At 66.1% G+C, this 21,436-nt stretch carries 21 protein-coding genes and 1 riboswitch; of the genes, 12 read left to right on the top strand and 9 right to left on the bottom strand.

What is annotated here, in order from left to right; genetic code table 11:
* Nucleotides 1-193 precede the first annotated feature (193 nt).
* Nucleotides 194-1,876 carry a GMC family oxidoreductase gene (locus tag OG326_RS27955; RefSeq protein WP_327140103.1) on the bottom strand — a complete coding sequence of 561 codons (1,683 nt, stop codon included), beginning with the start codon at nt 1,874-1,876 and terminating at the stop codon, nt 194-196.
* Between the two features lie 155 nt (nt 1,877-2,031).
* Here OG326_RS27955 and OG326_RS27950 point away from each other — a divergent pair, with 155 nt between their 5' ends.
* From OG326_RS27950 to gcvP, 7 genes are all read left to right on the top strand, one after another.
* Nucleotides 2,032-2,643, top strand: a complete 612-nt coding sequence (locus OG326_RS27950; protein ID WP_327140102.1) for a CDP-alcohol phosphatidyltransferase family protein — start codon at nt 2,032-2,034, stop codon at nt 2,641-2,643.
* 70 nt (nt 2,644-2,713) lie between these two features.
* A complete protein-coding gene (gcvH, locus tag OG326_RS27945) occupies nt 2,714-3,112 on the top strand; it encodes a glycine cleavage system protein GcvH (protein WP_297621411.1) in 399 nt (132 codons plus the stop codon).
* Nucleotides 3,113-3,235: 123 nt separating this feature from the next.
* On the top strand, nt 3,236-3,706 hold the full coding sequence (garA, locus tag OG326_RS27940; protein WP_297621409.1) for a glycogen accumulation regulator GarA: 471 nt from the start codon (nt 3,236-3,238) through the stop codon (nt 3,704-3,706).
* Between the two features lie 10 nt (nt 3,707-3,716).
* A complete protein-coding gene (ftsR, locus tag OG326_RS27935) occupies nt 3,717-4,502 on the top strand; it encodes a transcriptional regulator FtsR (protein WP_442790835.1) in 786 nt (261 codons plus the stop codon).
* An 83-nt stretch (nt 4,503-4,585) separates the two neighbouring features.
* Nucleotides 4,586-5,059 (top strand): bifunctional nuclease family protein, encoded by a 474-nt coding sequence (locus OG326_RS27930; RefSeq protein WP_067689422.1) that lies wholly within the window; start codon nt 4,586-4,588, stop codon nt 5,057-5,059.
* A 212-nt stretch (nt 5,060-5,271) separates the two neighbouring features.
* On the top strand, nt 5,272-5,841 hold the full coding sequence (locus OG326_RS27925) for a MerR family transcriptional regulator (RefSeq protein ID WP_327140100.1): 570 nt from the start codon (nt 5,272-5,274) through the stop codon (nt 5,839-5,841).
* Nucleotides 5,842-5,978: 137 nt separating this feature from the next.
* A riboswitch (glycine riboswitch) is annotated at nt 5,979-6,094 on the top strand.
* A 164-nt stretch (nt 6,095-6,258) separates the two neighbouring features.
* Nucleotides 6,259-9,096, top strand: a complete 2,838-nt coding sequence (gene gcvP / locus OG326_RS27920) for an aminomethyl-transferring glycine dehydrogenase (protein WP_327140099.1) — start codon at nt 6,259-6,261, stop codon at nt 9,094-9,096.
* Nucleotides 9,097-9,235: 139 nt separating this feature from the next.
* On the opposite strand, the gene OG326_RS27915 is transcribed toward gcvP, so the two are convergent.
* Both OG326_RS27915 and OG326_RS27910 read right to left on the bottom strand, forming a co-directional pair.
* Complete coding sequence (locus OG326_RS27915; RefSeq protein ID WP_327140098.1) at nt 9,236-10,021, bottom strand: siderophore-interacting protein; 786 nt, start codon at nt 10,019-10,021, stop codon at nt 9,236-9,238.
* Nucleotides 10,022-10,048: 27 nt separating this feature from the next.
* Nucleotides 10,049-10,600, bottom strand: a complete 552-nt coding sequence (locus OG326_RS27910; protein ID WP_327140097.1) for a PadR family transcriptional regulator — start codon at nt 10,598-10,600, stop codon at nt 10,049-10,051.
* A gap of 120 nt (nt 10,601-10,720) precedes the next feature.
* Here OG326_RS27910 and OG326_RS27905 point away from each other — a divergent pair, with 120 nt between their 5' ends.
* Nucleotides 10,721-11,650, top strand: coding sequence for an LLM class flavin-dependent oxidoreductase (locus OG326_RS27905; RefSeq protein WP_327140096.1), 930 nt, complete (start codon nt 10,721-10,723; stop codon nt 11,648-11,650).
* Nucleotides 11,651-11,732: 82 nt separating this feature from the next.
* On the opposite strand, the gene OG326_RS27900 is transcribed toward OG326_RS27905, so the two are convergent.
* The 6 genes from OG326_RS27900 to OG326_RS27875 form a co-directional block, all read right to left on the bottom strand.
* Nucleotides 11,733-12,110 carry a VOC family protein gene (locus OG326_RS27900; protein ID WP_327140095.1) on the bottom strand — a complete coding sequence of 126 codons (378 nt, stop codon included), beginning with the start codon at nt 12,108-12,110 and terminating at the stop codon, nt 11,733-11,735.
* 81 nt (nt 12,111-12,191) lie between these two features.
* Entirely contained in the window at nt 12,192-12,896 is a 705-nt protein-coding gene (locus OG326_RS27895) for a helix-turn-helix transcriptional regulator (protein WP_327140094.1), read from the bottom strand.
* Between the two features lie 89 nt (nt 12,897-12,985).
* Nucleotides 12,986-13,399 carry a DUF7144 family membrane protein gene (locus OG326_RS27890; RefSeq protein WP_327140093.1) on the bottom strand — a complete coding sequence of 138 codons (414 nt, stop codon included), beginning with the start codon at nt 13,397-13,399 and terminating at the stop codon, nt 12,986-12,988.
* 182 nt (nt 13,400-13,581) lie between these two features.
* Complete coding sequence (locus tag OG326_RS27885; protein ID WP_327140092.1) at nt 13,582-15,198, bottom strand: VWA domain-containing protein; 1,617 nt, start codon at nt 15,196-15,198, stop codon at nt 13,582-13,584.
* Nucleotides 15,199-15,388: 190 nt separating this feature from the next.
* On the bottom strand, nt 15,389-15,655 hold the full coding sequence (locus OG326_RS27880; protein WP_327140091.1) for a WhiB family transcriptional regulator: 267 nt from the start codon (nt 15,653-15,655) through the stop codon (nt 15,389-15,391).
* A 43-nt stretch (nt 15,656-15,698) separates the two neighbouring features.
* The gene (locus OG326_RS27875; protein WP_327140090.1) at nt 15,699-16,244 is read right to left on the bottom strand and encodes an HNH endonuclease; all 546 of its coding nucleotides are present in this window, start codon (nt 16,242-16,244) and stop codon (nt 15,699-15,701) included.
* A 503-nt stretch (nt 16,245-16,747) separates the two neighbouring features.
* Between OG326_RS27875 and OG326_RS27870 the strand changes: the two genes are divergently transcribed.
* The 4 genes from OG326_RS27870 to OG326_RS27855 all read left to right on the top strand — a co-directional run bounded on the left by OG326_RS27870 (nt 16,748) and on the right by OG326_RS27855 (nt 21,422).
* Complete coding sequence (locus OG326_RS27870; RefSeq protein WP_297621386.1) at nt 16,748-17,692, top strand: LysR family transcriptional regulator; 945 nt, start codon at nt 16,748-16,750, stop codon at nt 17,690-17,692.
* An 84-nt stretch (nt 17,693-17,776) separates the two neighbouring features.
* The gene (locus tag OG326_RS27865; RefSeq protein ID WP_327140089.1) at nt 17,777-19,429 is read left to right on the top strand and encodes an AMP-dependent synthetase/ligase; all 1,653 of its coding nucleotides are present in this window, start codon (nt 17,777-17,779) and stop codon (nt 19,427-19,429) included.
* Nucleotides 19,430-19,569: 140 nt separating this feature from the next.
* A complete protein-coding gene (locus OG326_RS27860; protein ID WP_327140088.1) occupies nt 19,570-20,826 on the top strand; it encodes an NAD(P)/FAD-dependent oxidoreductase in 1,257 nt (418 codons plus the stop codon).
* Nucleotides 20,823-21,422 carry an SGNH/GDSL hydrolase family protein gene (locus OG326_RS27855; protein ID WP_327140087.1) on the top strand — a complete coding sequence of 200 codons (600 nt, stop codon included), beginning with the start codon at nt 20,823-20,825 and terminating at the stop codon, nt 21,420-21,422. The genes OG326_RS27860 and OG326_RS27855 overlap by 4 nt, the downstream gene beginning before the upstream one ends.
* The last annotated feature ends 14 nt before the right edge of the window (nt 21,423-21,436 follow it).

The raw sequence follows: 21,436 nt of genomic DNA, 5'->3' as shown, positions 1-21,436 counted from the left end.
CCGGCTGAACTACTCCGGGCCGTGCCACTCCACAGCTGTGCCATTCCACAAGAATGGTACGGACGGTCCGCGCCCAGCGCCCAGATTTGCCGCCTGTCGTGTGTCGGTCGGGTAGCCGGGCGGAACTCAACTTACCGTCGAGCGCAATCGTGCGCTCGACTGGGGGAAATCCGCAGTGGCTCAGCGGTTCCCGTCAGTTGGCATCCACCGGGAAGATCGGCAGGCGCAGCGCGCCCGAGGCGAAGTCCGGGACCGTCGGCTGCTGCGGCCGCACGGGGCTGATACGGCGGTAGGGGTTGCCCAGGCGCGGCCGGGGGTCGGGCTCATTCCTGTTGGGCCAGAAGGCCATTGCGCGCTCGGCCTGTGCGGTGATGGTCAGGGACGGGTTCACGCCGAGATTCGCGGTGACCGCCGAACCGTCGGCGATGTGCAGCCCGGGATGGCCGAACACGCGCTGATACGGATCGACCACACCCGATTCCGGGCCCTCGCCGATCACGCAGCCACCGATGTAGTGGGCCGTCGCCGGAATATTGAACACATCCATGATGAGGCTCTGCACATCGCCGTCGACCTTCTCACCGAAGCGGCGGCCGACATCGTGCGCCATCGGAATCCACGTCGGATTCGGCTTACCGGTGCCCTGTCTGGTCTTGAGCTGACCCCAGCGCCGATAGGAGGTCAGCGAATTGTCCAGGGACTGCATGACCAGCAGGATCACCGATTTGTCCGAGGCCCGCCGGGCATTGAGACTGCGCGCGAACACCAGCGGATGCAGCACCATCGCCAGCAGGAAGCGCAGGAAGCGGAACGCGCCGCCGTCCACGATCGGCACCGACAGCGGGAACAACCCGTTCTGCCCCGCGCCGTAGTGGCACACCTCGATATGGGTGTTCGGCTCCGGATGAATCGAGGAGGTGATGGCGATGCCCTGCGCGAAATCGTCGCGCTCGCGGCTCACCACATTGAGGATGGCCTCGGAATTGGAGCGGGTCAGCTCGCCCAGGCGGGGTGACAGATTCGGCAGCACCGCCTCGTCGCGCATCTTGTGCAGCAGCTTCTGGGTGCCCAGCGCGGCGGCGGCGAAGACCACCTGCTCGGCGGTAAAGATCTTGCGGTCCTTGCGAACCCAGCGATCCGAGCGCACCGTGTCCAGGGCGTAACCGCCGCCGGTCATGGGTCGCACCTTGGTCACGGTGGTCAGTGCGAACACCGTGGCGCCGGCCTGCTCGGCCAGGTACAGGTAGTTCTTCGGGGTGGTGTTCTTGGCATTGTGCGGGCAGCCGGTGAAGCAGCGCGCACAGTGGATACAGCCGTTGCGGGCCGGTCCGGCGCCGCCGAAGTACGGGTCCGCCACCTCCTCGCCGGGGGCTTCCTCATTGAAGAACACACCCACATTGGTGGCATGGAAGGTGTCCGCGACGCCCAGGTCCTCGGCGACCGAGCGAATCACGTCGTCGGCGGGCGTCATGCGCGGATTGGGCGTGACGCCGAGCATGCGCTGCGCCTGGTCGTAGTAGGGCGCGAGCTCGGATTTCCAGTCGGTGATGTGCGACCACTGCTTATCGGTGTAGAAGTCCGGCAGCGGCTCGTACAGGGTATTGCCGTAGATCAGGGAGCCGCCGCCCACGCCCGAGGCGGAGAAGACGGCGCATTTGCCGAGCACGCTGATGCGCTGGGTACCGGTCAGGCCCAGCCGCGGGGCCCAGATCGCCTTGCGCACATTCCAGTTGGTATTCGGGATGTCCTCGGCATTCCAGCGGCGGCCGGACTCCAGCACGGCCACCCGATAGCCCTTTTCCGTCAGTCGCAGTGCGCTGACGCTTCCCCCGAAGCCGGAGCCGATCACCACGACGTCGTAGTCGAAGTCTGGCATGGTGTTTCCTCTCGCATGCCGGGGATGACAGATGAGAAGCTTCCCCACTCATTCTGTCATCCACCTGTATGGCGGAGACGATATCGTTTCCGCTCCGGACCGGCCAGCGGCGTGCCCGTATGGAGACTCGCCGGTGATTACGGTAAGACCGGGTTGTGACAACCGAGCGGAACGCCGAACCGGTGTACAGCGACCGCATCCTCACCGTGCCCAATGTGCTGAGCGTCATCCGGCTCATCGGCGTCCCGGTCTTCCTCTGGCTGCTGCTGGTCCCCAAGGCCGACGGCTGGGCCTTCGCGCTGCTGATCGCCAGCGCCTTTACCGACTTCCTGGACGGCAAGCTGGCCCGGCTGCTGGACCAGTCCTCCAAACTGGGCGCCATCCTGGATCCGCTGGTCGACCGGCTCTTTCTGCTGGCGACCCTGGCGGGCTTCCTGATTCGCGGCATCCTGCCGTGGTGGGTGGTGATCGTTCTTGTTGCGCGCGACGGCATCCTGACGCTGACGCTGGGCATCTACAAGCGCCGCGGGCTGCCGCCGCCCGAGGTCATCTACCTCGGCAAAGCCGCCACCTTCGCGCTCATGTCCGCTTTTCCGTGGACACTCGCAGGTCAGATGGATTGGCCCGCAGCAGGTTTCAGCAAGGCCTTCGGCGGGGCATTCCTGATCTGGGGTGTGGCGACCTACGTCTGGACCGGCATTCTCTACGTGGGCAAGGCCGTTGCGGTCGCCCGAGCCATACCGGCCCCGTCGACGACAGATCACTAGCCATTAGGGTGTGTTGCACACGGATCGACGCCGATCCCGAGAGGACCACCCGCCCGAAAGGACATCGCCTGTGAGCGACCTACCCGACGACCTGCGCTACACCGAAGAACACGAATGGGTGCGCATCGCCGGCCCGGCCCGCGTGCGGGTCGGAATCACCGACTACGCCCAGTCGCAGCTCGGTGACGTCGTTTTCGTGCAGCTGCCCGAAGCGAATGCCGATGTGGCCAATGGCGACAGCATCGCCGAAGTGGAGTCCACCAAGAGTGTTTCGGACATCTACGCTCCGCTGGCGGGGAAAATCGTTGCGGTGAACGAGGTTCTGACTGCCGCGCCGGAGACCCTCAATACCGACCCTTACGGTGACGGCTGGATCTTCGAGCTCGAGCTCGAAGACGCCGAAACGCTCGACTCCGCGTATGGTGACCTGCTCGATGCCGCAGGTTATCAAGGAGTTATCGGAGGCTGAAGGAGCCTTCACAGTTCTACCTGCACGGGTACGCCCTGGCAGGGTACGGTCAATGCCAACAAGCACACGCTGAGGGCATCAACTGCTTGCATGGATTAATTCGGTTCGAGGAGGAGAGCAAGGGTGAGCGAGAACAAGGACCCGGGTTACCAGGAGACGGCAGCAGAGACCACTTCGGTGTTCCGCGCTGATTTCCTGAACGAGGTCGACACGTCGCGCACCGAGCAGACCGGCGAGCAGCCGGTGCAAGGGGTCGAGGGTCTGCCCGCGGGCGCAGCCCTGCTGGTGGTCAAGCGCGGCCCGAATGCCGGATCGCGTTTCCTGCTCGATCAGCCCACCACCTCCGCGGGTCGCCACCCCGACAGCGACATCTTTCTCGACGATGTCACCGTCAGTCGTCGGCACGCGGAGTTCCGCCAGGATGACGACACTTTCCAGGTCGTCGATGTGGGCAGCTTGAACGGTACCTACGTGAACCGGGAGCCGGTGGATTCCTCGGAGCTGCAGAACGGCGACGAGGTGCAGATCGGCAAGTTCCGTCTCGTGTTCCTGACCGGCCCGCGGCCGCAGAACAGCGACGCGGGCGCACTGTAGGCCGACGGGAATGACTGGCGCAGCGCAGCAATGGACACGCGGAGGAATGTCGATCGGCTCCGTGTTGGATCTGCTGCGTCCGGACTTCCCGGACATCACGATCTCGAAGATTCGGTTTCTCGAATCGGAGGGATTGATCAGTCCGGAGCGCACGCCCTCGGGTTACCGCAGGTTCCACGTCGCCGACGTGGAACGCCTGCGGTTCGTGCTCACGGCACAGCGGGACCAGTACCTGCCCTTGAAGGTGATCAAGGAACAGCTGGAAGCGATCGACAGTGGCGCCGCGACGCTCGGGGTACGGGAAGCCCGTGCCCGAGCGGGCGGCGCCGGATCCGGCGCCGCAGGCCCCAATGGGGAGAGTCGCCTGCGGCGGCTCGGTGTCGTGCCAGGTGAGGTGTCGCCCGAGGAATTCCTGTTCGATCACGAGATCCGGGTTCCGCGGGCAGATCTGTTGCAGCAGGCGGGAATCGACGAGAAGTTCCTCACCGAACTGATTCGCGCGAATCTCATTACGCCCGGCGCCGCGGGCTACTTCGACGCCGATGCGGTGACGCTGGCGCGCACCGCCAAGGCGTTGAGCGAATTCGGTTTGGAGGCAAGGCATCTGCGCGCCTTCAAACTGGCCGCGGATCGGGAGGCGGCCATGGTCGCGCAGATCGCCGCGCCCATCGCCAAGAGCCGGGACGCGGATGCTCGCGCCCGCGCGGAGGAGACCGTGCGAGAGTTGGCGGCGCTGTCGCTGACACTGCACACATGCCTGGTGAAGACCTCGGTGCGTGCATCGCTCGGGGGCTGAATTCTTCGCCTAGACTCGGTGTTACGGCTCGCCCCGCTGCGTCGTGTGCTGGGGGCGGCCGAGCGAGTATGGGAGGCAGTGCGATGAGCGAAATGCGTGTGATCGGCATACGTGTCGAACAGCCACAGAACCAGCCCGTGCTGTTGCTCCGTGAGGTGTCGGGTGACAGGTATCTACCGATTTGGATCGGGCAGGCCGAGGCGACCGCAATCGTGCTGGAACAAGAGGGTGTCACGCCGATTCGGCCGCTGACCCACGATCTCATCAAGATCCTCATCAAGGATCTCGGCCACACCTTGAAAGAGGTGCGGATCGTGGATCTGCAGGAGGGCACCTTCTACGCCGATCTGGTGTTCGAGAACGATCTGCGCATCTCCGCCCGTCCGTCCGATTCGGTCGCCATCGCATTGCGCGTGGGTTGTCCGATCTACGCGGAGGAGCCGGTGCTGGAGGAGGCCGGGCTGGTGATGCCGGACGAGCGCGAGGACGAAGTGGAGAAGTTCAAGGAGTTTCTCGAGTCGGTCTCGCCGGATGATTTCAAGGCCACCGACAGCTGACCTGGGCGTAGTCGAAACAATCCCTCGACCTGTACTTCAGGTATAGAAACACGCCGCTCGGCAGGCTTGGTTCGAGGCCGATGCTGCCTGGAGAATCGGGGGAGTAGCCTCGACAGTTAGGCCACGCTCCGGAGTTGACGCAGTGCGTCTTGATGGCAGTGCGTCTTGATGAGAGACACGAGCCCTGATAGGCCAGCAGTAGGGAGTAGTCAGTGGGAGATCAACCGCACACGCAGGATGTGGTGCAGCCAGGGCTGTTCCCCGATGACTCGGTGCCAAGCGACCTGGTCGGGTACCGCGTACCCAGCGCCTGTCAGGTCGCCGGTATCACCTACCGGCAACTGGACTACTGGGCTCGCACCGGGCTGGTCGTACCGTCCATTCGCAGCGCGACCGGATCGGGTAGCCAGCGGCTGTACTCCTTCAAGGACATCCTGGTCCTCAAGATCGTCAAGCGGCTGCTCGACGCCGGTATCTCGCTGCAGAACATCCGCATTGCCGTGGATCATCTGCGCAGCAGAGGCGTCGAGGATCTGGCCGGCATCACGCTCTTCTCCGACGGAGCCACAGTGTACGAATGCTCCTCGCCCGAGGAGGTCGTCGATTTACTGCAGGGTGGGCAGGGCGTTTTCGGTATCGCGGTCGGCGGCGCCATGCGCGAGCTCACCGGTGCGATCGCCAATTTCCCGGCCGAGCGGGCCGAATCCGCGACCGCCACCGAGCGCCCGGAGGACGAGCTGTCCTATCGCCGCAAGGCCAGATTGAACGCCAAGACCGGTTAGCCGATTTCGAACGCAACACTCCCGTACGCGAGCGCGCCGCCCACAGGTGGTGCGCTCGCTTTGTTGTGCGGTAGTGATCTCTAACGAGCCCAGGCAACATTCCCGTAACCTGCTGCCCCTTAGACTTGGCAGTGCGTCGCAGCCGTGCGGGAGAGTCCCGAGCCTGATGCCCTTCCCCGAGGGCTCAGACCGGGCGCCGAAGGAGCAGCACCTCCCCGTCAATCTCTCAGGCACAAGGGACCGCGCGGAGTTTCGACGCCTCTGGAAAGTGGTGGCCACCGAGCCACCCGCCCATGGTGAAAGGGGCACGGCCACATGCTGGCCGGGACCCGAATCTCTCAGGCGCCAAGGACAGAGGGGGAGGGCAGACGACGCGTCGGCCATGTGGCCGGCCCCCCGCCCACCCTTGGAGCAGCCGTGACCTGGACTCGATCCTTCGCTGATCGTCATATCGGACCCGACAGCGGCGAACTCGAGCGCATTCTCGCGACCGTCGGCGTCCAGTCGCTGGACGAACTGGCCGCGAAAGCCGTGCCCGCGAGCATTCTCGACGCCGCCGCCAATGGTCTCGACGCCCTGCCGCCGGCCGTCTCCGAGCACGAGGTGCTCGATGAGCTGGCCGCGCTGGCGAACTCGAATACGGTGGCCACCACCATGATCGGGCTCGGCTACTACGACACCCTCACCCCGCCGGTGCTGGTGCGCAATCTCATCGAGAACCCGGCCTGGTACACCGCGTACACGCCGTATCAGCCGGAGATCAGCCAGGGCCGGCTGGAGGCGCTGCTCAATTTCCAGACCATGGTCTCGGAATTGACGGGTATGGATGTGGCCAATGCCTCCATGCTGGACGAGGCGACCGCGGCCGCTGAGGCCATGACGCTGCTGCAGCGGGCCAATCGGCGCAGTAGGTCGCAGCGGCTGCTCATCGACGCGGATCTGTTCCCGCAGACGCGGACCGTGCTGCTGACCCGGGCCGAGCCGCTGGGCATCGAGATCGTCGAGGCGGATCTGTCCGGCGGCGAGCTGCCCGAGGGCGAGTTCTTCGGTGTGCTGCTGCAGCAGCCGGGCGCCTCGGGCCGGATCGTGGATTGGGCTCCGGTGATCGAGTCCGCCCATGCGCGTGGGGCATTGGTGGCGGTGGGCGCGGATCTGCTTGCGCTGACCCTGATTACGTCGCCGGGGGAGCAGGGCGCGGATTGCTGCTTCGGCACCACCCAGCGTTTCGGCGTACCGCTCGGCTACGGCGGGCCGCATGCCGGATATCTCGCGGTGCATACCGCCCATGCGCGGCAGCTGCCCGGCCGTTTGGTCGGCGTCTCCGTGGACGCGGACGGCAATACCGCCTACCGGCTCGCGCTGCAGACGCGTGAGCAGCACATTCGCCGGGAGAAGGCGACCTCCAATATCTGTACCGCGCAGGTGCTGCTGGCCATTGTGGCCGCCATGTACGCCTCGTACCACGGTGCGGACGGGCTGAAGTCGATCGCCCGGCGGGTGCACGGGCACGCGCAGTGGCTGGCCGCCGGGCTCGGCGATGCGGTGGTGCACCAGTCGTTCTTCGACACCGTGCTGGTGAATGTGCCGGGCGGCGCGGAGACCATTGTGGCCAAGGCGAAGGGCGTGGGCATCAACCTGCGCCTCGTCGATGCCGATCACGTGGGCATCGCCTGCGATGAGGCGACCACCGACGCGCATGTGGTGGCGGTGCTCGACTGCTTCGGCGCGGAGATTCCGGTCGGCCCGGAGGGCGCGCTCTTCCACGGCAAGCAGCGCCCGCATATCGAGAACCGCACCTCGGAGTTCCTGACCGCGCCGGCCTTCACCCGGTACCGCACCGAGACCGCCATGCTGCGCTACCTGCGCGCGCTGTCGGACAAGGATATTGCGCTGGACCGCAGCATGATTCCGCTCGGTTCCTGCACCATGAAGCTCAATGCGGCGGCGGAGATGGAATCGATCACCTGGCCGGGCTTCAACCGGGTGCACCCGTACGCGCCCGTCGAGGATGCGCCCGGCCTGATCCGCCTGGTCGAGGATCTCGAGGGCTGGCTGTCCGCGGTCACCGGATACGACCGGGTTTCCCTGCAGCCCAATGCCGGCAGCCAGGGCGAGTACGCCGGACTGCTGGCCATTCGCCGCTACCACCTGGATCGCGGTGATACGCACCGGGATACGTGCCTGATCCCCTCCAGCGCGCACGGCACCAATGCCGCCTCGGCCGCCATGGTCGGTATGCGGGTGGAGGTGGTGAAGACCCGCGAAAACGGCGATGTGGATCTGGACGATCTGCGTGCCAAGATCGCCGATCATGCCGATCGACTGGCCTGCATCATGATCACCTACCCGTCCACGCACGGCGTGTACGAGCACGAGGTGGCCGAGCTGTGCGCCATGGTGCACGATGCGGGCGGTCAGGTGTACGTGGACGGTGCGAATCTGAATGCCCTTGTCGGACTGGCTCGTCCGGGTCGGTTCGGTGGTGATGTCAGCCATCTGAACCTGCACAAGACCTTCTGCATTCCGCACGGTGGCGGCGGTCCGGGTGTGGGTCCGGTGGCGGTGCGCGAGCACCTCGCCCAGTACCTGCCGGGTGATCCGCTGGAGGCGGGCTCACATGCGGTGTCCGCGGCCAAGTACGGTTCGGCGTCCATTCTGCCGATCACCTGGTCCTACATTCGCATGATGGGTGCGGACGGCCTGCGCGCCGCGACGCTGACGGCCATCGCGTCGGCGAATTACATTGCGCGACGGCTCGATCCGCACTTCCCGGTGCTGTTCACCGGCGAGAACGGCATGGTCGCGCACGAGTGCATCCTGGATCTGCGGGAGATCACCAAGCGCACCGGCGTCACCGTCGACGATGTGGCGAAGCGGCTGGCGGACTACGGTTTCCACGCGCCGACCATGAGTTTCCCGGTCGCGGGCACGCTCATGGTGGAGCCCACCGAGAGCGAGAACCTCGAGGAGATCGACGCCTTCATCGAGGCCATGATCGCCATCAAGGGTGAGATCGACCAGGTCGAGGCCGGTGTCTGGCCGGTGGAGGACAACCCGCTGCGCGGCGCCCCGCATACCGCCCAGTGCCTGGTCGGCGAGTGGGATCACCCGTACAGTCGCGAAACCGCCGTCTACCCGCAGGGGCTGCACAACCCCCGGCCCAAGGTGTGGCCGTCGGTCCGTCGCATCGACGGCGCGTACGGCGACCGCAACCTGGTCTGCTCCTGCCCGCCGATGGATTCCTACAACGACTGATATGGGATAACCGAACACCTCAGCGCCCCAGCGAGTTCCGAGGTCGACACGGTCGCCGCAGCACTCTCGATGTGAGAGGTTGTGGCGACCGTGCCGTTTCCGAGGATGGTGGGCCGATCCGGCTCCCCGGCCGGGCGGACTAGTCCATACCGCGCTTGCCCGGTGTCCAGAAGGGCTTGGTCAGGATGGCGCGGCGGGGCCACTGGCGTTCGCGGACCAGGTATTTCATGATCTGCTGGATGGTGCGGGCCTCACCGGCGAGGTAGGCCACGCCCGGGGTGGGCGGCAGGTCGAGGCCGCGGACCGCGTCGAGCAGGATTTCGGAGCGGGCGGCGGAGGCGTCGCCGCGCAGGGGATGGGACAGTTCGGCGGCGCGCGGTAGCGCGAGACGATCCTCGGCCGTGGCCGTTTCGATCGCGCCGTGGACCGGGATATCGTCGGGGACCGCGCGGAGCATGGCGCCGAGGGCGACCGAGGCGGTCTCCTCACCGGCGAACAGGTGGTACGGCGCGTCGGTGCGCAGGGTGAACGACCCCTCGGGGCCGCGGAATCGGACCTGCTGTCCGACAGCGGCATGGCGTCCCCAGCGGGCCCCCGGGCCGTCACCGTGGTCGAGTACGCACAGGTGCAGTTCGCTGTTCTCCCGGTCGAAATGCCACACCGAGTAGGTGCGCAGATCGCCGACGCGGGCGAGCACATTGCCGGATGCGCTGTCGCCGGTGGCGACCCGCACGTGCTGGCCGGGTAGCCAGTCCAGGTTCTGCAGTGCCGGTCCGCCGATGCGGATGCGGGTCATGCGGGCGGCGATGCGCTCGGTTTCCAGGATGCGGCCGCTGGTGAAGAACTGGTCCAGGAGCAGATCGCCCAGTCCGCGCGATTGCGGGGCGGCGACGGCGGCTTGGGCGGGATTGTCGGTGTGCGCCATGGGAATACCTTCGATTCGAAGAGTCGTTCAATCGGTCTGCCGGCCGCGCCGCCGGCGGTGTTCTCGCTTGCTGTCGATCTTCACCTGCTGCAGTTCGCGTGTGGTATCGGCGAGGATGCCGCGGACCTGATCGATCACCGCGGGATCACCGTGCGAATGCACCACGGCCGAGACCGCGGTTTTGAACAAACGCAGTGCGGGCCCGATGATTTCGGCTGCGTCGGGATCGCGGAACAAACCCCACTGTCCGCGTTCGTCAGCGCGCGCCCAGATCCGATCGATCTCGCCGAGGTGCTGGTCCACCTCGGCGCGCCCAGTCGCGCTGATATGGAAAACCTTACGGCCACTGTCGATTTCGAGAGTGGTAAGTCCCTCATCCTCCAATTGCTGGAGCGTCGGGTACACCGCACCGGCGCTGGGGCGATACGCGCCGCCGCACCGTTTTTCGAGCCGGGACATCAGTTCGTACCCATGTCCGGGCTGTTCGGCGATGAGTGCCAAGAGCGCCCATCGCAATTCGCCGGCGCCGAAGAAGCGCCCGCTGCTCGGCTCGAAGCCGCCGAAACGTCGTGGTCCCACGTACTGAAGCTATATCGTAAGATATAGCTGAAGCAAGGGTCACTTTCGCGGATCGAGCCGCACTTGCCTTTACCTGCAAGGTAATTGCCGCTCGGCCGGTTGCCGCCGAGGATCATCTGTATGACTCAGATCGGGGTACTGCTACCGAGCCGTGAAACCGCGATGACCGGTAGTCACGATGCCGCGGGGCTGGTGAGATTCGCCGCGGCCGCCGAAGACGCGGGCTTCGACTCCGTATGGATCGGTGACTCGCCGCTCGCGCGCACCCGGGTCGATCCGCTGCCGCTGCTCGCCGCGGTCGCCGCCACCACATCCCGGGTGCGGGTGGGTACGGCCGCATTGACCGCGACCCTGCGCCATCCGCTGCTCGGTGCGCACACCGCGGCCACTGTGGATCAGCTCAGCGCAGGCAGGCTGGTACTGGGTGTCGGCGCCGGATTCCCGCTGCCGGAGAGCCGGGAGGAATTCGCGGCCATCGGGGTTCCGTTCGATGAGCGGGTAGGCCGACTGGACGAGACGGTGGCGATCTGGCGCGAGAGCTGGTCCGGCGGTGGCCGTTTCGACGGCCGCTACTGGAAGTTCGAGGATCTCTCGGGTGCGCTGCCCGCCGCGAGCGTCGCCGGGCCGCCCCTCTGGCTCGCCGGTGGCGATACCCCTCGGGTATTGCGGCGCGTGGCACGGCACTACGACGGCTGGTTGCCGTTCCTGCCCGATGCGGGCGCATATGCCCGGGCCTGGGCCACCATCCGAGATCTCACGGACCGCCCGGTGACAGCCGCCATGTACGCGACGATCAATCTCGACCCTGATTCGGCGAAAGCGCATGCCGAGCTGGACGGCTATGTCCGCCAGTACTACCGCCGTCCGCTGGACGTAATGTCCACCGTCCAAGCCTATTTCGGTGGTTCCCCCGCCCAGTGCGCCGACTGGCTGGGCCGCTACCTCGACGCGGGCGCCGAACACCTGATCCTGCGCGTCGGTTCCCTCGACGCCCGCCGCCAACTCGACGCCCTCGCCGAAACGCTGCCCGCATTGCGAGCAACGCGGTAGGCCGACATCGACAGGAACTGGTGGCGGCCGCTTTCCGGCGTGGCCGCGACCAGTCCTGATCGATGATCGGGTGTGACCCGGGTTAGACGGGCGCGGGGGTGAAGACGCCGAAGTGATTGCCCGAGGTGTCGAGGAGTTCGGCGAAGATCAGGCCTGCGGGCGTGGTGGTCACCGGGACCTGGACCTTGGCGCCGAGGCGTTCGGCGGCGGCCACGGTGGCCGCGACGTCGGCGACGATCACGCTGAAGATGGCATGGTTCGCCGAGGGGTCGGGGGTGCGGGCCACGCCACCCTGGGGGCGGTCGCCGCCGGAGTAGGTGACCAGGTCGTAATTTCCGCCGAATTGCGGATCCGAGGTGAAGGTCCAGCCGAACAGGTCGCCGTAGAACTGCTGAACCTGCTCGGGCTCATTGCTGCCGATCTGGAACCAAGCGACGGTGTTGTGCGCGGGCGCGGTCATTCGTCCTCCGGGGATGTTGTGGTGCGGTGTGCACCAACGATCTCGCTCCCCGGCGACAACCCCCTGTCGGTCTTTCCGAACTCATCCGAAGGCGACAATGCGGAGTTTGTGCTCCGGAATATCGAGATCGCAGCCCTCCAGCGCGCGCACCGGCATCGGCTCGTCGGTGAGCACGATGTCGACCATCCGATCGAGCCGGAAGCAGCGCGGCGCCTCCCGCAGCCGGCACCAGCTCACCAGGCACCACCCGCTCTTCCCGTGCAGCAGCAGCATCGGCTCGACCCGCCGCCGCGTGCCGGCCCCGAACCGATCCCGATACCCGAACTCGAGCACCCGGCGGCCCAGCACCGCCTCCTCGACAAGTGCCGGAATCCCTTGCGCGACAACCGGATCATGCCGCTCGATCAGCCCGACCCGCCCCACCAGCTCCCGCGCCGACGCCGCATCACTGTCCGACATGGCCGCCAGAATCTTCCGCAGCGCACTCCGCCCCGCATGCGCGAACGGCGTATCCACACTCCGCTCCAGCGCCACGGCCAGCGCCACCGACTCCGCCGCAGTGAAATTCAACGGCGGCAACGACATCCGCTTATCCAGCGCATACCCACCCCGCCGCCCCACATCCGCATAAATCGGCACCCCCGACTGCTGCAGCGCACTGATATCCCGCTCGATGGTCCGAACACTCACCTCGTACCGCCCGGCCAACTCCCGCGCCGTCCGCACCCGAGGCGCCACCGCCCGCAAATCCTCCACCAGCGCATAGAGCCGATCAGTGCGATTCACCGCCCCACCGTAGTTCCACCCACCGACAAGTCAGGGTGACAACAGCGAAGCGCCCCACCGGAACTCCGGTGGGGCGCTTCGGGGTGGGGTTAGACGGTGACGGGTTTCCAGGTGGCGACTGCCCAGATGACGAAGATGTCGAGGGCGATGATCAGGAGGGACCAGGCCGGGTAGTAGGGGAGCCAGAGGAAGTTTTCGACGATGGAGATGGCGGCGATGATGATGGCCGCGGCTCGGGCCCAGGTGGCGCCGGTCATCAGGCCGAGGGCGGTGAGGACCACGATGATGCCGATGACGATGTGGATCCAGCCCCAGGCCGAGGTGTTGAATTTGTAGATGTAGTCGTTGGTGCCGACGACCAGCAGATCGTCCGAGCGGGCGGCGGAGATGCCCTGCAGGATCGACAGCACGCCGATGACCAGGAGCATGACCGCCGCTGCGAACGAGGTGCCTGCCGCGAAGCCCTGCTTGACCGGATGTTCGGTGTCCGTGGTGTGAGCCATGAGAACCCCTTCGATGGTCGGTGAAGCATCACGAAACTTGAAACTCGTGGTCACGGCCGTTTCCGGTCGGAACCACGTCTGTTTCGAATGTCCCACGGGGTTCGGGCAATACGGTGACGACATGCCGGAGCGCAGTCGTCACCGAGGGGGATCGGTACTGGTCAGGGCCTAGCCGGCGTCGATCAGGGTGTGGTCAGCGCATGCGAGACCGCGGTGCCGAAGGCGAGGCTGCCGCCGGTGTCGACCTTGGTGTACGCCCCGCCGGTGCGCTGCGCGAGGGTTTGCAGCGTCTGGGTCCCGGCGCCGCCGAGGACGATGACGTCCACGCGCACCGGATGTGCCGGATCGGTGACCGCGGCGATATCGGCGAGCAGTTGATCGCCGGTCACCGTGGAATCGTCCTCGGGCCCGTCGGTGATGAGCAGGATCGAGTTGGTGCGTGCCGCAGCATAGTTGCTCAGTACAGCGCGGTAGGCCGCCTCGACGGTCGGATAGGTGCGATCGGTTTTCGAGGTGCTCGCGGTGACATTGCCCAGGTTCTGCCCGATCTTGTCGCGCTGGGCGTCGGTGAGCGGCGCGGTCGCGGCGACGACGCGATACGGATTCGCGCCGTCGAGATCCTTCGAATACGCCCAGACGCCCATCCCGAACTCCGGCGGCATCACACCCATGGTGGATTGCAGGGCCGCAAGGGAATTGGCGAGGCGTGTGGTATTGCCGTCCGCGGTGGTCATGGACGAGGAGATATCGAGCAGCACCGTGGCACTCACGCCCAGCACCGGATGCGCCAGCACCTGGTTCACCTGCTCGAGCACCGCGCGGGCGGCGACCGGCACGGTGACCGGGGGAGCGGCGCCGAAACCATTGTCGGTGAACAGTTTCGCCTGATCGGGCGCGCGCAGGAAGTCGGCGAAGAGCCCGGCCACCGAATTCTGCGTCTGATCCACCCAGGATCCGGTGATCGTGGCTGCCGGGAAATCGTCGACGGGCCCGTTCTCGCTGGGCCGGAACGCGGTCAGACCGGGATAGGCCTTGAGCTGCTGCTCATTGGCCGGCACCGCGTGCACAGTTGCCTTCGCCGCATCGGTCACCGCCGCCAGATCGGTGAGCGCGCTCTGCTGATCCTTCGCGGCGGGCGCATTTGCCGCCAGCAGCGAGATCGCCGAGGTCACCTGACCCGAATGCACCGCTTTGTCATCGAGCGGATCGGTCCCCGAGACACCCGAGCCGACGGCGGTCGCCACGGCGAGCGAGGCATCACCGGACGGCATGGCCAGCCGCAGATTGCCCCAGGCCGCGAGTCCGGCATCTCCCAGCGAACCCTGTTGCAGCTTGGCCAGATCCGCCCAGTGCACCTGCGCGGTCTCGAGCGCACGCCGCAATTCGTCCGGTACCGCGAGCACGATCGGACTCTCCGCGACTGACGCGGGGGTGCCGCCGATGAGCCCGGGCACCCGCATCAGCTCGATCGAGCGGGAGGAGTCCGGAATCCACAGCGCGGGCTGCGGCCCGAGCGCCGGATTCCACGCTGCGTTCGAGGTGAAGGCGGCCACCATGGCCGCGGACGCCTGCGGATTGACCGCGACCTGAGCGCAGTGATCGCGCACCCGAGGCTTGGCCTGATTGAACTTGTCGGCGGCGGCCTTGACCGGTGCCGCGATATCCGGATCGACCGTCACATTGAGCGTCACGGACCCGCCCGCGCAGGACGAGGCGGCCGCACTGTCGCGATCCTTGGACCGCTGTTGTAACCAGACCCAGCCGACGACGGCCAGGGCCAGCACGATCACCGCTACCACTGCGAGAACTGGTCCTCTGCTGACACCTCGTGACCCGCCATCGGCGCGATGAGTACCCACGCCGCACAGTGTATGTTCACGCGGCTTTAACTACTTTCACCAGGCGGTTGAGCCAAAGCCGATCGGCACCGGTACAAACGGGGACGGCCACTCGTCCCTGAGTGGAACGAGTGGCCGTCACTCGGATTCGCTAGTCGCGAATCAGGTTGCCGCGGTCGTACTCGTGCCCGCCCCACACACCGGACTGACCGGTTCGGGTGGCGAAGTCACCGCACTCACGGCGGATCGGGCAGCCCGCGCAGATCTGCCGCGCGTAGTCGAAGTCCTGCGACGGGAACGGGAACCACGCCTCATGGTTCGGGTCGCCCTTGCAGGCGGCGTGCTGCCAGTAGTCCTTGGAATCGGAGATGGGGAGCAGATCCGCCAGGGTCGGCTCCAGAAGTGCTGTTTTCGTCATCGGATCTTGCTCCTTTCATTCCCGATCACGCGTGGTGGTGCTCTTACGAGGCGGCGAGGTCCTTCCAGAGCTGCCGCTGTCGCTTCTGTAGTTCGTTGGGTGCTTTCGGCTCCCACAGCAGGCGCATGCCCGCTTCCTCGGGAGTCCGGTCCGCCTTGGAGGTATTGCACGGTCCGCACGCGGCAACCAGATTGGCCCAGGTATTCGGGCCGCCCCGGGAGCGCGGGCGAATGTGGTCGACGGTGCGGGCCCACCCGGCGCAGTAACCGCACTTGTACTGGTCACGACGCAGGATGGCGGGGAGGGTGGCGCGGCTGTTGTCGTCGTGCACCAGCAACTTGTGCTCGAGGTAGACGTAGCGATGCAGCCGAATGGTCTCCGGCAGCACGATCTCGACATGCTTCGAGCGGATCGGAAAGTGCGGCTGCCGATCGATGACGGCCTCGGCGGCGCCGCTGAGCAGCAGCACCACGGCGCGGTCGGCGCGGATCTCGGTCAGCGCCTCGTAGGAGGCGTTGAGCAGCAGTACACCGGTGTGTATCCAGTTGTCGGTGGTTATCTCCGGGTCTTCGGAATGACGCAACAGCATGGGGGTCACCATGTTTCGTGAATAAGGCACAGCGTGGGGAAGAGCAGAACAGGAAGGTGAGAAGGGGTGCTTACGCGAGCACCGGGAGGCGGTCGATCTGCATAGCTCGCCGTCCTGCCAGATACGAAATCTGCTCGGGGAACACCGGATTCATTACCGCCTCCTCCTTCCTGCGTGCCGCGGCCGGTTGGGCCGGTTGATCATCGTCGAAACCTATGGTGGCACAACGTGCATACCGTTGTCGGCTGATTTTTTCGCCCTTGCGCCCTTGGTGTGGTAACGACCGGGACCGCAGGATTGTTCCTGCGAGACACGAATCACAGGGATGAGCCGTCGCGCATCCTCGAATTACCCTGTGGCCAGCGGTTTCGCCTACCACGCCGACCCGTTCGGCACAGGAGATTCACAGGCTGGCAACCGAGTTGGTTTCGGCTGTGTGGTTGGGATTCATCGCCGGTTATATGCCGTGGCTAACGTAATGAGCACCCAGAAGGAGCGGCGTCATGGAGTTCCGGCATTTGCTTTCGTTCATCGCCATAGCCGAAGAGTTGCACTTCGGCCGCGCAGCGCAGCGCCTTCACCTCACGCAGCCAAGTCTCAGTGCCCAGCTGCAGAAGCTGGAGAAGTCTCTGGGTGTTCAGCTGGTTGCCCGGAATTCACACGAAGTACGTCTCACCCCCGCGGGCCGGGAGTACGAACTGCAGGCACGCCAGATCGTGGCGCAACTCGAGCGCGCGGCGCTCTCGGCGCGGGCCACGGCCGAAGGGCGTTCGGGCACCCTCAATATCGGGTACAACCTGCCCGCCAGCCGTCATGTCCTCCCGGACGCGCTGGCGCGCATGACCGACCGGCACCCCGACATCGTGGTGTCGCTCTGGGAGAAGCGGACCGGCCCCCAGCTGTCCGCGCTCTCGGACGGATCGCTGGATCTCGCACTCGTCTACGGCCATCCGAGCACCGCCGAGTTCCGATACCGGCGACTACTCCACCGGGTGCCGCTGGTCGCGGTCGTGGGGAGACAGCACCGCTGGGCCGACCGCCCGGGGGTGCCGTTCGCGGAATTGCAGGATCAGGAGTGTGTGCTGTTCTCCCGGGAGCAGTGTCCGTCCATGTACGACACCATTTTCCGGGCGGCCGCACAGACGCGGATCTCCCTGTCGGTGGCACAGCATGCGGATGATCCCGGTGCTACCGCGCATATGGTCTCGGTGCGCCCGCTGGTCGGGTTCGCCTCCCTGCCCAGGGCCATATCCATGGGCATGTGCACGCCGGGCAGTAAATCGGTCGCGGTGAAGTTGTCGGATCCGGTTCCCACTCTGGATTTGTATGCGGTGTGGCGGTCGTCGGAAACGAATCCGGCGGTGTCCGCATTTCTCGATTGCATCGATTTGGAGGAACCTGCGCAGCTCGATGATGCCCGACCGGTTTCGGTTCCGGTGTTTCGATAGGCGTTGACTTTCGCGCGGTAGGAACAGCGATACAGGCCGCGACGGGAACCATTGTTGCGTACCAGAATTCGTATTGTGAACACAGTGTCGATCACTGGGAACGGATTCGATCCGCCCGCGAACGCGAGTTTGTATTCGATCATCTCCGATGCGGCCCGCAGCCATCCACTGCGGGATTCGCTGGGTGGTGCCGAGGGTGCGCCCCTGACCTGTTCGGAATTCGACACCCGCGTGCGGGCGGTGGCTTCGGCCCTGCTCGGGCACGGTGTGACCGCCGGTGACCGAGTGGTGGTGCTCGGGCGGACCGGTCTCGAGTGGGCGCTGCTCGATTGCGCCGTGCTCGCGGTCGGCGCCGTGGTGGTGCCGGTATATCCCACCTCGTCCGCCGCGCAGATCGAGCACATGCTGCGCGATAGTGGCAGCACGTATTTCGCCGCCGAAACGGCCGAGGACGCGACCCGTTTGAAAGAGGCGGGCGCGGACGCGGTGTGGAGTTTCGACGATATCGCCGAGTGGTCGCAGGGTGCGATTTCGGCGGCGCTGGACGAGCGCACCGCGCAGGTCTCCGCCGATGACCTGGCGATGATCGTCTACACCAGCGGCACCACGGGATTGTCCAAGGGCTGCATGATCACCCACCGCAATATGTATGTGTCGTCGGCGAATACGGTCCGGCAGACCGGTGCGCTGTTCGAGGGCGTCACCGCGCTGGCGCTGCCCCTGTCGCACGTCTTCGGTCAGACCATGCTGTTCGCCTGCCTGGCGGGCGGTGCGAGCACCGTACTGCTGCCGGGCATTCCGGAGTTGGTGCCGGCGCTGGCGCGGGTGCGGCCGACGTTCCTGGCGCTGATTCCCTATGCGCTGGAGAAGATTCGCAAGCACTGCCGTTCGATGCTGACCGAGGAGGGCGAACGCCAGGCCGTGGTCAACGGCCTGCGCGCGCTCGCGGCCGGTGAGACGCTCGCCGCCGATCATCCGGTCGGCGCCGCGCTGGGCGGCAACCTGCGCTACGTCATCTCGGGCGGCGCCTCGCTGGACGAGTCGACGGCCGGGTTCTACGCCGGATTCGGTGTGACCATCCTCAATTGCTACGGCCTGACCGAGGCCGCGACGGCGGTGACGGTCAGCGCGCCGGAGACCAACCGGGTCGGCACTGTCGGCCGGCCCATTCCGGGAACGGCCGTGGCCATTGCCGACGCCGATGGTGAAGTGCTGGTGCGCGGTCCGCACGTCTCGCCCGGCTACTGGGGTGCGGCCGCGGACAACCGCCCGGTGGACGCGGACGGCTGGCTGCACACCGGCGATATCGGTGAGCTCGATGACGGCCACCTGCGAATCACCGGTCGCAAGAAGGAGATTCTGGTGACCTCGGGCGGTAAGAATGTCGCGCCGACGCCGCTGGAGGATCGGGTGCGGCTGCATCCGCTGGTCAGCAATTGCATGGTGGTGGGCGAGGGCAGATCCTTCGTGACCGCGCTGGTGACCCTGGATGCCGCACAGGCCGAGCAGTGGCGGAGCGCACATCCCGGCGAAGATCCGGCGACCGCGATTCAGTCGGCCGTGGACGAGGCGAATTCGCTGGTTTCCCGGGCCGAATCGATTCGTGAGTTTGCCATTGTGGCAGGAGATTTCACCTCCGCCAATGGATTGTTGACTTCCTCACTGAAACTGCGCCGCGCCGCCATTGCGGAAACGTATTCGGCGGATATCGATCAGCTCTACATGTCGCGCGGGTAAACGTCCGCGAAATAGCTGTGCCTGCTGTACGGCGATAGCCGGGGCCGATCGGCCGATGAATTGCGTTGACTCATCGGCGTTCTCGTGTCCCGGCGGCCACAGACTCGAATCGGAATTCGACCACCGAAAGTGATCACATCATGTATGACGTCATCGTTGTAGGTACTCGCGTGGCCGGTGCGCCGCTGGCCATGCTGTTGGCTCGCAGGGGATATCGGGTGCTCGCGGTGGACCGCGCCACGTTCCCGAGTGATACCCCCTCCACCCACTACATCCACCAGGCCGGGCTGGGCTTCCTGAAGTCCTGGGGCCTGCTCGACGAGGTGATCGCCACCGGCTGCCCGCCGGTCCGGCAGTTGAACTTCACCTACACCGACATCGTCATCACGGGTATGGCCGATCCGGCCGACGACGGCATCGACGCCGTGTACTGCCCGCGCCGCACCATCCTGGACAAGATCCTGGTCGACGCGGCGGGCAATTCCGGTGCGGAGGTCATCGAGGGATTCACCGTCACCGAGCTGGTGCGCGACGGTGACCGGGTGGCGGGTATTCGCGGCCGGGTCGGCGAGGGCCCGGAGCAGGAGTTCCGCGCGCAGCTGGTCATCGGCGCGGACGGCGCCAATTCCACGGTCGCCAAGTCGGTCGGTGCGCAGACCTACGACGGTTCGCCCGCCGCGTGCTTCGTCTACTACTCGTACTACGAGGGCGTGGACTGGGGCATGCAGCACCGCACCGGTTTCGGTGAGCAGCAGTTCGCGTCCTGGCCCACCAATGACGGCCTGGCCCTGGTGGCAGTGATGCGCAAGCGGGATCGCTTCCGTGACTTCCGCACCGATCCGGATGCGGGCGTGCAGGAGATCGTGTCCCAGATCGATCCGGAAATCGGTGCGCGCCTTGCGGATACGGGCCGTCGCGTGGAGCCCTTCCGTCCCATGCTGTACCCGGACAACTACCGCCGCCAGTCCTTCGGCCCGGGCTGGGCGCTGGTGGGCGATGCCGGCTACCACAAGGATCCCTTCACCGGCTGGGGCATCACCGACTCGTTCAAGTACTCGCAGCTGCTCTCGGATCTGGTCGACGAAAGCCTTTCCGGCGTGCGGCCTTTCGAGGAGACCCTGCCGGAGTACCAGCGCGAGCGCGATGCGCAGAGCGCCAGCACCTACGAGTTGACGCAGGCCATCTCCGAGCTGTCGCTGACGCCGTACTACGACTCGGTCTTCCGCGCCACGAGCCTGGACCCGCAGTACACCAAGCACTTCTTCGGCCTGATCGCCGGCCTGTACTCGCCCGATAAGTACTTCGGTGAGCAGGAACTTGCCGATCTGTACGAGCTGGTCGACTTCCCCGTCGCGGACCGGCACGTCAGCAAGAGCGATGCCGGAGCCGTGCGGTGATCGGCCTAGGCCTGACGGCCCTCGGCGACAGCTTCGTCGAAGGCCGCGGCGACCCGGCCGCGTCCGGCGGCTACCGCGGCTGGGTGTCGCGGCTGGGCGGCCAGCTGGGGCTGCGGCCCAACGCGATTCGCAATTACGGCACGCACGGGGCCACCACCTCCGATGTGGTGCGCGTGCAGCTGCCCGCGGCGGCGCGTGCGGAGGTCTACGGCGTGGTGGTCGGGGTCAATGACCTGGTCAGCGCCTTCGCCCCGGAGGTGTTCGAGGCCAATATGAATACGATCTTCGGCACCCTGTGTGCCGGTGGGGCAACGGTGGTCACCGCTGACTACCCGGATATCCCCGCGCGGCTGCCGGTTCCGGAGAACTTCCGCGGCCTGCTGCGTGAACGCTTCGACTTCGCCAATACGGTCCTGGCTCGCGTCGCCGCGAATCATGGCGCGCTGCTGCTGGATCTGGCCGCCCGTCCCGAATGGGAGCGGCCGGAGATGTGGACCGAGGACGGTCTGCACCCGAGCCCGCTGGGCCATCGCCTGTTCGCCGTCGCCGCGGCCGAACTCATTTCGTCGACCACCGCCACCACCGTTGCCGCCTGATCGGCGCAACGACG

The sequence above is a fragment of the Nocardia sp. NBC_01327 genome (assembly GCF_035958815.1).
Taxonomy (GTDB): Bacteria; Actinomycetota; Actinomycetes; order Mycobacteriales; family Mycobacteriaceae; genus Nocardia.
Note: the sequence above shows the minus strand (reverse complement) of the source record. Positions and strands in the feature narration are given on the sequence as shown.

Excerpts from the sequence above, each read along its gene's own strand:
- OG326_RS27955 (WP_327140103.1), bottom strand. The coding sequence starts at position 1,876 with ATGCCAGACTTCGACTACGACGTCGTGGTGATCGGCTCCGGCTTCGGG.
- ftsR (WP_442790835.1), top strand. The coding sequence starts at position 3,717 with ATGACTGGCGCAGCGCAGCAATGGACACGCGGAGGAATGTCGATCGGC.
- OG326_RS27930 (WP_067689422.1), top strand. The coding sequence starts at position 4,586 with ATGAGCGAAATGCGTGTGATCGGCATACGTGTCGAACAGCCACAGAAC.
- OG326_RS27915 (WP_327140098.1), bottom strand. The coding sequence starts at position 10,021 with ATGGCGCACACCGACAATCCCGCCCAAGCCGCCGTCGCCGCCCCGCAA.
- OG326_RS27905 (WP_327140096.1), top strand. The coding sequence starts at position 10,721 with ATGACTCAGATCGGGGTACTGCTACCGAGCCGTGAAACCGCGATGACC.
- OG326_RS27900 (WP_327140095.1), bottom strand. The coding sequence starts at position 12,110 with ATGACCGCGCCCGCGCACAACACCGTCGCTTGGTTCCAGATCGGCAGC.
- OG326_RS27890 (WP_327140093.1), bottom strand. The coding sequence starts at position 13,399 with ATGGCTCACACCACGGACACCGAACATCCGGTCAAGCAGGGCTTCGCG.
- OG326_RS27880 (WP_327140091.1), bottom strand. The coding sequence starts at position 15,655 with ATGACGAAAACAGCACTTCTGGAGCCGACCCTGGCGGATCTGCTCCCC.
- OG326_RS27875 (WP_327140090.1), bottom strand. The coding sequence starts at position 16,244 with ATGCTGTTGCGTCATTCCGAAGACCCGGAGATAACCACCGACAACTGG.
- OG326_RS27870 (WP_297621386.1), top strand. The coding sequence starts at position 16,748 with ATGGAGTTCCGGCATTTGCTTTCGTTCATCGCCATAGCCGAAGAGTTG.
- OG326_RS27860 (WP_327140088.1), top strand. The coding sequence starts at position 19,570 with ATGTATGACGTCATCGTTGTAGGTACTCGCGTGGCCGGTGCGCCGCTG.